9 protein-coding genes are annotated in these 9,706 nt (G+C 41.1%); 5 read left to right on the top strand and 4 right to left on the bottom strand.

Features of this window, described 5'->3' with window-relative positions; genetic code table 11:
• The first annotated feature begins 23 nt into the window (after window positions 1-23).
• Window positions 24-1,085, top strand: coding sequence for an FAD-dependent 5-carboxymethylaminomethyl-2-thiouridine(34) oxidoreductase MnmC (mnmC, locus tag EDM53_RS02670; RefSeq protein ID WP_130122146.1), 1,062 nt, complete (start codon window positions 24-26; stop codon window positions 1,083-1,085).
• Window positions 1,086-1,261: 176 nt separating this feature from the next.
• On the opposite strand, the gene EDM53_RS02665 is transcribed toward mnmC, so the two are convergent.
• Complete coding sequence (locus tag EDM53_RS02665; RefSeq protein ID WP_130122145.1) at window positions 1,262-1,549, bottom strand: SemiSWEET family sugar transporter; 288 nt, start codon at window positions 1,547-1,549, stop codon at window positions 1,262-1,264.
• A 398-nt stretch (window positions 1,550-1,947) separates the two neighbouring features.
• Here EDM53_RS02665 and EDM53_RS02660 point away from each other — a divergent pair, with 398 nt between their 5' ends.
• Genes EDM53_RS02660 through EDM53_RS02645 form a run of 4 tightly spaced genes read left to right on the top strand, consistent with a single transcriptional unit; the run spans window position 1,948 to window position 6,740 of the window.
• Window positions 1,948-2,799 carry an efflux RND transporter periplasmic adaptor subunit gene (locus EDM53_RS02660; protein ID WP_207215434.1) on the top strand — a complete coding sequence of 284 codons (852 nt, stop codon included), beginning with the start codon at window positions 1,948-1,950 and terminating at the stop codon, window positions 2,797-2,799.
• Window positions 2,783-4,525, top strand: coding sequence for an ATP-binding cassette domain-containing protein (locus EDM53_RS02655; protein ID WP_130122143.1), 1,743 nt, complete (start codon window positions 2,783-2,785; stop codon window positions 4,523-4,525). The genes EDM53_RS02660 and EDM53_RS02655 overlap by 17 nt, the downstream gene beginning before the upstream one ends.
• Window positions 4,522-5,622: an ABC transporter permease gene (locus EDM53_RS02650; protein ID WP_130122142.1), complete on the top strand. Its 1,101-nt coding sequence runs from the start codon at window positions 4,522-4,524 to the stop codon at window positions 5,620-5,622. Before EDM53_RS02655 ends, EDM53_RS02650 begins: the two co-directional genes overlap by 4 nt.
• On the top strand, window positions 5,619-6,740 hold the full coding sequence (locus EDM53_RS02645; protein ID WP_130122141.1) for an ABC transporter permease: 1,122 nt from the start codon (window positions 5,619-5,621) through the stop codon (window positions 6,738-6,740). Before EDM53_RS02650 ends, EDM53_RS02645 begins: the two co-directional genes overlap by 4 nt.
• A gap of 129 nt (window positions 6,741-6,869) precedes the next feature.
• Here the strand turns inward: EDM53_RS02645 and EDM53_RS02640 are convergent, their stop codons facing one another.
• The 3 genes from EDM53_RS02640 to lipA form a co-directional block, all read right to left on the bottom strand.
• Complete coding sequence (locus tag EDM53_RS02640; RefSeq protein WP_130122140.1) at window positions 6,870-7,862, bottom strand: hypothetical protein; 993 nt, start codon at window positions 7,860-7,862, stop codon at window positions 6,870-6,872.
• 80 nt (window positions 7,863-7,942) lie between these two features.
• Window positions 7,943-8,770: a rod shape-determining protein MreC gene (gene mreC / locus EDM53_RS02635; RefSeq protein WP_130122139.1), complete on the bottom strand. Its 828-nt coding sequence runs from the start codon at window positions 8,768-8,770 to the stop codon at window positions 7,943-7,945.
• A complete protein-coding gene (gene lipA / locus EDM53_RS02630) occupies window positions 8,767-9,681 on the bottom strand; it encodes a lipoyl synthase (RefSeq protein ID WP_130122147.1) in 915 nt (304 codons plus the stop codon). The genes mreC and lipA overlap by 4 nt, the downstream gene beginning before the upstream one ends.
• Window positions 9,682-9,706 lie beyond the last annotated feature (25 nt).

Here is a 9,706-nt window from a genome sequence, read left to right as displayed (position 1 = left end):
AATGAACTTGGAGTAGATTGAAAATGACAAAGAGGACAGTAATCGTTGTTGGCGCTGGAATTGCAGGCTGTACCATTGCATATGAGCTTGCTTCGCGTGGATTTGATGTTACGGTGCTTGAAGCGTCTGCTGAAGTGGCTAGTGGTGCTTCTGGAAATGATGTAGGTATCATTTACCCAAGGCTTGAGGCGGCTTGGACAAAGGCGATGGACTTTTACATTCAGGGACTAGAGGCAACCTTAGCATTATTGAAGAGATTGAGCAGTGCGCACTGTATTTTTGAAAGGACTGGCATCATAAGATTTGCAAAAGACGACGAAGATGTGAGAAGGCTTCAAAAGATTATTGAGCTTTTGTCTCAAAAAGTACCAAATCTTGTAGAATTTTTGGACACTAATGTCATAAAAGATGTGGGCATCACATGTAGTACAAAAGGTGCTATTTTTATAAATCAGGTTGGTTATGTTAGACCTAAAATACTTTGCAGCACCTTAATACGGGATGTTTCAACGTTATATAACCACAAGGTTTACAAGGTTGAATATAGAGGTGGAGTGTGGGTGGTCCACTGTGACTTTTTAGGCTCACTAAGACAATTAGAATGTACTATCCTAGTATTTGCAAACGCCTATTACGCATCCCATATAGAGCAATTACAGTTTTTAGAGCCTATGTTGAGACGAGTGCGTGGGCAAATAAGTTTAATTCAAGCCACGGAGTGTAGTGCTGGATTAAAGACTGTATTATGTGGTTTAAATGGATACATCACGCCATCTGTGGAGGGCTGGCATTATGTGGGTGCAAACTACGACTATCACAATCTATCGACAGAGCCTGACATAGCGGGAGAGAATCATAACAGGCAGATATGGTGCAACTATTTTGGCAAGGAATCGTGCTTGAAACTGGCAGTGCTTCCTGGGAGAGCATCTATAAGATGTGTTAGCAAGAACCGCATGCCTATTATAGGTCCTCTGGAGCAATTTTCAAACCTTTACGTCAGCATTGGTCATGGTTCAAGAGGGATGATATCTGGTCCAATAGCAGCAAAGATGATAGCGGAGTATATTAGACCTCTTGCATAACTCATAAATGAGTGAGGAATTTTTAGGAAAAATGCAGATGAGCACCCCAGCATATCCTATATATGTGAGGAGCGCAGACAAATTTTGACGACAAAATAACCACTCAGAATGAGTTAGGCAAGAGGTCTATTGGAGATGTCTACAATATGTGATGGAGTTGGACGACGCTTATAAGTTTAGGGAGCATACATTATTATTCCGATGACGACCAGTAAAGCACCGCTACATGCGAAAGCATTTGCAACAATGAGTGGAATATCTTTAAGTATGATACCGTATATTAACCAGCTAGTGACTGAGATTAAACCGACGACAAACCCCAACAGTGATAGATCTTGAGCGGATTGTGATGCAAAGATCTTATATGCTTGAATGAAGTACAGGAGCTGACCAGCAATGGCTATAAAAAGCATGTAAATGGCGTAATATCTTCTAAAATTTGAGGGATGGTTGCAGGGTGTCATTGTTTGTTTTAGATAACGTTGGTATTGGGGCTATAGTACAGAATGCGTAGGAAGTGTCAATAATGAGGCTGGTGATTGAAGTCATAGTGGCGACACAAGAATTCACTTCGGAAGATCTTCGACTTCAGCTTCTGATAGCCCGGTTGCCTGACCTACCTTACTGACCTCGATGCCTAGGCTCAGCAAATTCCTAGCTATCGCAATCTTCCGTTTTGCTTTTTTGCCTTATTTTGTTACCGCTCCGTGTTGGTACGTAATGACATTATACATCATACCTCACTCCTTGCAATGGCTGTGGTTGAGCTTGTATTGAAATACTTAACAAGTAATTTGCCTATCCAGCATCTTCAGTTATACTAAGTAGAGGAACACGTCGCAAAATATCTGGGGGAATTTTCGTGCATTCTAGCATACACAAAAGCCTTTACTGCATTCTGTCATTGTCACTACTAATAGTCTCTTGGTTTGCCTATACGCACCTCAGAGCTGAGCCCCAAAACGTCATCACAGTATACGGAAACGTTGATACAAAAGACGTTGTAGTCGGCTTCAGAGTACCCGGTAGAGTTGCAAAAATGATGTATACAGAAGGAGAACAGGTCAGTGTTGGACAGATCATGGCAGAACTCGATAAAGATCGTTTTGAAGCAGAGTATGTCGCCGCAGAAGCACTACTAGCTTCTGCACATGTCGAGTACTCAAATGCACTCGTGAAATATAATAGAGCTAAAAAGCTTCTAGAAACACGTAACATATCACAAGAAGAATATGACAACGCATCAACCCAAAAAGATGCTAAAGAAACCGGCATTAAAACAGCTGAGGCCGCTCTAAAACTTGCTCAGATTAACCTAGATGATACAGCCCTCAAAGCTCCAGTCAATGGCATCATCACCTCCCGAATACACGAACCTGGCACAATAGTGTCATCAGGCCTCCCAATATACACGATTATGCCTATCATTCCCGTCTCGATACGCACATACGTAGATGAAGCTAACCTAAGCCGTATCCATGTAGGTCAAACAGTCAAGATATCAACTGATGGCGGATATACTTGCAGTGGTGTAATCGGCTTTATCTCACCACAAGCAGAATTTACTCCCAAAAGCGTCGAGACACTCCAATTGCGTACAGACCTGGTCTACAGAATCAAAGTAATAGTTGAACAACCAGCTACACACTTACATCAAGGCATGCCTGTAACTTTACAAATTGGCCTCGAGGAATTTGATGGAACAAACAAATAAGAAGCCAATCCTTGTGATAGAGGAGGTTACTAAGCAGTTCCCCAAAATGCAAAAACCAGCATTAAACTCAGTTTCAGCATGCGTATATCCCGGAGAAATTACAGGGTTAATCGGTCCAGATGGCGCTGGTAAAACAACACTAATACGCGTGATTATAGGATTACTAACACAGGACCGGGGTAAAGTAATCGTATACCCAGGCCTTCGTGATACCCAGTACGACAGTCTCCAAGACACCATCGCAATCCAAAAAATTACAGGATATATGCCTCAAAAATTTGGATTATATGAAAATCTGACTGTAATTGAAAATTTGCATCTCTACGGAGAACTACGCGACCTAAAGGAGAACGAGCGCCTTGAAAAATTTGACCATCTTCTGTCTCTAACAGAGTTGAAACAATTTGAAACTCGTATGGTCAAAAACCTATCAGGTGGCATGAAGCAAAAACTTGCAATAGCCTGCGCTACAATTGGTAATCCAAAGTTGGTTCTGTTAGACGAACCAGGTGTTGGAGTAGATCCAATATCCCGTAACGCTATATGGCGACTCGCAGAGTCGCTGGTATCTAAAGGAGCTGCAGTTCTCTGGTCCACATCTTACCTGGATGAAGCAGAACGCTGTGCAAACGTCATTCTTTTAAACGAGGGCGTCAAAGTATACGCCGGCCCTCCAGCAGCCTTGTTTGAGCGAGTTACCGATAGAGTATTTGATATACGCGGTCTTGAGACCATTAATAAACGATCGCTACTCATCAATACCTTAAAAAAAGAATGCGTTATAGACAGCGTTGTCCAGAACGACGGTGTTCATCTAGTCTTATCAAAAGATGCAACCTCTGACAGTATCAACATCGGTACACTGCAAAAAAGCAAGCCTCGTTTTGAAGATGCCTTCATGGATATCCTTGGTGGAGTACAGTGCAGATCATCAAGACTAGCAGAGCAGCTGTACAAAAAATCGCTTGATCACAAGCCGATCATAGAAGCGAAAGGCCTGATGAAGCGATTCGGTGATTTCATCGCCGTACGTGATAATACCTTTACCGTACATCAAGGCCAAATTTTCGGCCTCCTAGGACCAAACGGCGCCGGGAAATCTACGACATTTAAAATGATGTGTGGCCTTCTTCAGCCATCTCAAGGTGAAGCGTATATTAAAGGAATTAGTCTCAAAAATTTCACCTCAGAAGCAAGAGGCCAAATCGGCTACATGGCGCAAAACTTCTCTTTATACGGGAACTTGAGCGTAATGCAAAACTTGAAGTTGTTCTCAGGCTTATACGGCCTTCAAGGTAAAAAGCAAAAAGCTCAAATTGAAATGATGGTTGAAATATTTGGCCTATCCCCTTATCTCGATCATAACGCTTGTGAAATTCCATTGGGATTTAAACAAAGGTTGGCCCTATCCTGTGCATTGATGCACGAGCCAGATGCACTGTTTTTAGATGAACCAACCTCAGGCGTAGATCCAATCGCACGCCGTGAGTTTTGGCTTCATATAAACGCTATGGTTGAAAAGGGATTGACAATAATGGTTACAACTCATTTCATTGAAGAAGCGGAATATTGTGACCGTGTATCACTTATCTATGGCGGCAAAAGCATTGCCACCGGTACTCCAGAAGAGCTGAAAAAATTAGCATCCCACAAAAAAGATTCCCTCTGTACTCTTGAAGACGCTTTCATCCAGCTGATTACAGACAGTCAGCGAGAGGCAATGTGACCTGTGTAATCAGCAGATACGTAAAGGCACTGATCATCAAAGAATTCATTCAAGTAATACGTGATCCTAGCTCAATTATTATCGCCTTCGTCCTACCAATCCTTTTGTTGTTTATTTTTGGTTATGGAGTCAATCTAGACAACAATAACATCAAGATCGGAATAGTAGCGGAAAGGCAAGACGAAGAAATTATCGATCTAGTACAGGCGTTCAAAGGCTCCAGGTCTTTTGATGTCGTCGTTGCCAGTACCAGAGCAAAGTTAAAACATGAGCTTGTACTAGGCAATATACGCGGAATAATCATCATTCCAGAGTACTTTGGTCGTTTATCAAGAAATATACAGCTGATTACAGACGGCACCGAACCCAACGTAGCAAATTTCCTGAGATATTATGTTTATACCGTAGTATCCGCTCAAAATATGAAAAGTAATGGAGGGATCGCTCCAAACATAGCGGTACTCTCCCGTGTTTGGTATAACGAGGAATTGAAAAGCCGTAATTTTCTTGTCCCAGGTTCTATCGCTATTATAATGTCCCTGATCAGTACATTGCTTACTGCACTGGTGATAGCCCGCGAGTGGGAGCAAGGTACTATGGAATCCATTATAGCCACTCCAATATCAATAACACAAGTCCTACTTGGCAAGTTGTTGCCATATTTCCTTCTCGGTATCGGTTCTATGGTAATTTGCCTGATCGTTGCAATATTTTTATATAACGTCCCATTCCGTGGTTCAATAGCGATATTGGTATGTGCCTCTGGAATCTTTTTGATAGCAGGGTTGGGCCAGGGCCTCTTTATATCGTCCATTGCCAAAGATCAGTTTGTCGCTTCACAAATCGCATTAATGTCCTCATTTTTACCATCACTCATGTTGTCGGGATTTCTTTTTGAAATCTCTGCAATGCCTCCAGTACTTCAAGTGCTCACCCATATTTTTGCAGTCAAATATTTTGTAACTATTTTACAAACTATTTTTCTGACTGGTAATGTACTGCCATTAATCATCAAATGCATATTACCAATGGGACTCATTGCACTTTTATTCCTAGTGGGCACTTTTTACAAAACTAAAAGAAGTTTGGACGTATGAACCTAATATGTAGAAGAACAGGATGGTTGATATATAAGGAACTACTGATTTTGCTACGCGACCCAAAAGCACGCATAGTTCTAATAGTACCACCACTTCTACAGCTCATTCTTTTTGCTTTTGCTGCCACCTTGGAAGTAAAGAACGCTAGCATTTTGATATATAATCAAGATGTAGGAGCTCATAGCCGAGAAATTATTAATAGGTTAAGCGCTACACCAGTGTTCACTCATCTAAAATTTGCAGACAGCAGCACGGAGTTTAAAGCTGCAATAGACCTGCAGGAGGTGATAGCAGCAATACATATTCCACAAGACTTTTCCCGCAAAATAGAATTTGACTTGACCACAAATGTTCAAGTTATTCTAGACGGTAGAAGATCAAATGCATCACAGATAGTAAACGGATATATCAATCAAATTATATCTCGTTATGCAAATGAGCTTTCTACTAACTTTAACAACAAGGAAAGTCAGATCTCTATTGTTGAGCGACACTTTTTTAATAATAACTTAATATACATGTGGTTTACAGTACCCTCACTAATAGGGGTGTTATCAATGTTGGTAGCATTGATGGTAACGGCCCTATCTGTCGCAAGAGAAAAAGAACTGGGTACTTTTGATCAGCTTTTAGTTTCTCCGCTAATGCCTTATGAAGTTATTATAGGCAAAACCGTACCTGCAGTATTAGTAGGCCTTGCAGAAGGTATAGCGATACTACTAGCGGCAATACACATATTTCATATACCTTTCCAAGGGTCTATTGTACTGCTGATTGTTGCACTACTGATATTTGTGATTTCGATAGTTGGCATAGGTTTACTAATATCATCGGTGTCGCAAACGCAACAACAAGCAGTTGTCTTGGCTTTTGTTTTTATGGTGCCAGCTGTCTCCCTGTCTGGTTACGCTACTCCTATCGAAAATATGCCGCATTGGCTACAAGTTGTAATGTCCATCAACCCCTTAAAGTATTTTTTAATTACGGTCAAAGGCATCTTTTTAAAGGGGATGACATTTGCTGACGTCATACACACCACATGGCCTCTCCTGTTAATAGGATTTGCAACACTTGGGCTCTCCACCCGTCTGTTCATTAAAAGACTGGAGCTGTAATACCAGATTTCAGATTAAATCAGGCAAATGGATGCCAGTTTTTGCGGAAATGACAAAAAAGGGGAGCGACAAATGGAGATACCGGAATGACACAGGAGAGGTGAGGAAAGGACAAAAGATTCTTAAACTTTAAGGATGTTTGGTAGTCGGCTTATTCCACGCATCAAGCTCCATATCCGATACTACATATCCTGCAGCCCCCAACATATATAATGCTAAAGCCCCTAATCCTTGCTCTAAGTTCTCGGTGTCTTGAAGCTCACAACCCACCACCTGGTATTTAATACTGCTGCCTTCAAAAGCATGATCAAAAGTCCTCCTGTGGTATGTGACATAAGGTTGGCTTGATACAAAAATTATACTTTGTATCTCATCATTATGTTTCAACCATTTAGCGAAATCTTCAAGAGTATAAATCGTTGCTCTTGGTATGTGATCATTGCTATATAGCAGAGACCTATTGTAAAGTTCAGTAACCAACTCGCGTTCTTTCAGTGCGGTCCAATCTCTTAAATTGAACCTGTGAGCTATTTGTGTCAGCTCCTCTTCCGATCCATCAAGACCTACTTTAACCCGACGCTCACTTGCTAGTACAATGATCTTTTTTGTCTTTAATCCTGATTCAATTAGAGCATTTGCATACTTCATTACATTAACAACACGTGGAGCTTCTCCCAATATGCAAAGTACGTCTATGCTCTCTTCCGTCGGTTTAACTTGGTCAACAAAACCCAAATCTCTTAAGTCTGACAAATTTAAATCATGATCCCGATTCATCCACTCTAATGATTCGGCATTTGAAGGGCTCGATATAGGATCATCAACTAAAAAATTTTTTGCCATTTTATTTATCATCTTTGAAATATCGGCTGATAGCTCCCGCTTTGTAGCCCGAGGAGGGAAAGCTTGCTCTAATGTCTTATCCGCAGGAATAACAGATGACCGCTGCAACAAATTTTGTATAGCATTCTTTTGCCTGTTGGAACCAAATCCATAATAATTTAATGCGTTACTGACCGAATATTGGTAATGCGTCGCAGGGTTATAGCAATGGTCCACCAGTATGCTCATCGCAACTGTCACAAATGTTATGAGGCCAATTCTGGAGTGACGTCTTATCATCTAGACAATGCACTAAATCTTAGATGGCTAGGTCTATACATCCATCACCACAAGATATCAAACTGATTCTTTTATGTGCCTTATATACTCGATATGATCACATAGTTCAAAGCGTGATAATTCATGGTTGTCATAATATGTATCGCATCCCCATTCCTTCTAGCCGTACCAAGTACTATCCCAGGTTCAAATATTCCACCAACCCCAGAGCTCACCGCTTCCTCAAATTCTATTACCTTCGATGAGTCCCGAGTATATAATGTATCTAATTTACCATCTATGTGACCAGTACCAGATGCAATAGAGATCTCCCCAGACCTTTTAAACACTATCGGAATTCTCGATTTTGGATCAGCAATCGTCATAATCCTTGCAGAGTTCTCAAAAACATCTGTAACCTTTCCTATCAAGCCATCCTCAGAAAATACAAGCATGTTCTCCTCTATACCATTCATCGCACCAACATTTACAACCAAACTCACATCGTATGCGTTAAAAATTTTGAGGACTACCTTCGCCGTGTAAAATTTTTGCTTCTGAGATTTGACAACGTTCAGTAGCTTCTCTAATGAAGATGCATGAGAAGCTTGCAAATCAGAAATACGAAGCTGCTGTCTCAACACTAAGTTCTCTTGCTCAAGTCGATTATTGTCCTCAATCAGCTGTACATACTTGTTCATCACATTGATTCCATTGTGTATAGATTCAATCGGTTGATGAACTGCACTATAAAAACTCCAAGCCAGATTTCTAACTCTAGGATTAACAGTGGTGGCAATGATATTATCAGTGTTTAACACAATTAGCGCAAATAATACCACAACAACGAAACAAAAATTCTGCAATTCATTAAAAATTGATAGAAATGCACCAAATCTAGTTTGGCTGTCAAATCCAGGTTTCGTCATACCCTTGCAGCGGCCTCTTTAAGCTTCAGGAAATCATCACCAGCATGGTACGAAGAACGAGTTAAAGGACTTGCAGATACCATCAAAAAGCCTTTGATCCTCGCAATCTTTTCATAGTACTGAAATGCCTCTGGAGTAATAAACTCATGTAATGGATAGTGAGAAGGTGTAGGCTGTAGATACTGACCTATCGTTATAAAATCAACCTCTGCAGCTCTCAAATCATCCATAACTTGAAGCACCTCTTCCCTAGTCTCACCCAATCCCACCATCAGTCCAGACTTCGTGAAAATCTTTGAATTAAGCTTTTTGACGTTGTGCAACAAACTTAAAGAATGATAATACCTCGCACCCGGCCTTACTTTAGCATACAAAGATGGCACAGTCTCTAAGTTATGGTTGTACACGTCCGGCATAGCATTCACAACCACCTCTAAGGCCCCTGCTTTTCTTAAAAAATCTGGAGTTAGCACCTCTATTGTCGTACCTGGTGAAGATATGCGTATTTTGTTGATACAACTTGCAAAATGCCCAGCTCCTCCATCTGGTAAGTCGTCTCTGTCAACAGATGTAATCACAATATGCGTCAGACCCAGTGCCCCAACAGCAGAGGCTATTCTTTCAGGCTCATGTGGATCCAACTTGTCTGGAATACCGGTAGCCACGTTGCAAAACTTACACGCTCTAGTGCAGACACTCCCCAGTATCATAACTGTCACGTGCTTCTTATTCCAACATTCCCCGATATTTGGACAACTAGCTTCTTCACAAACAGTGTTTAATTTTAGCGCTCTTATTAGCTCTTCCGTCTCCTTGTACTCTTTTGAGCCAGGCCCCCTAACCTTCAACCAAGAGGGCTTAGAGTATTGTACTGCTTCGTTTGTGGTATCCTTGTCCTCCTTCTGTAGCATCCTACCCTCCTTATTCAATTTATAA

Origin of the sequence: Rickettsiales endosymbiont of Peranema trichophorum (assembly GCF_004210275.1) — a bacterium.
Lineage (GTDB): Bacteria > Pseudomonadota > Alphaproteobacteria > Rickettsiales > Midichloriaceae > RICK02.
This window is presented reverse-complemented; position numbering and strand designations above follow the sequence as displayed.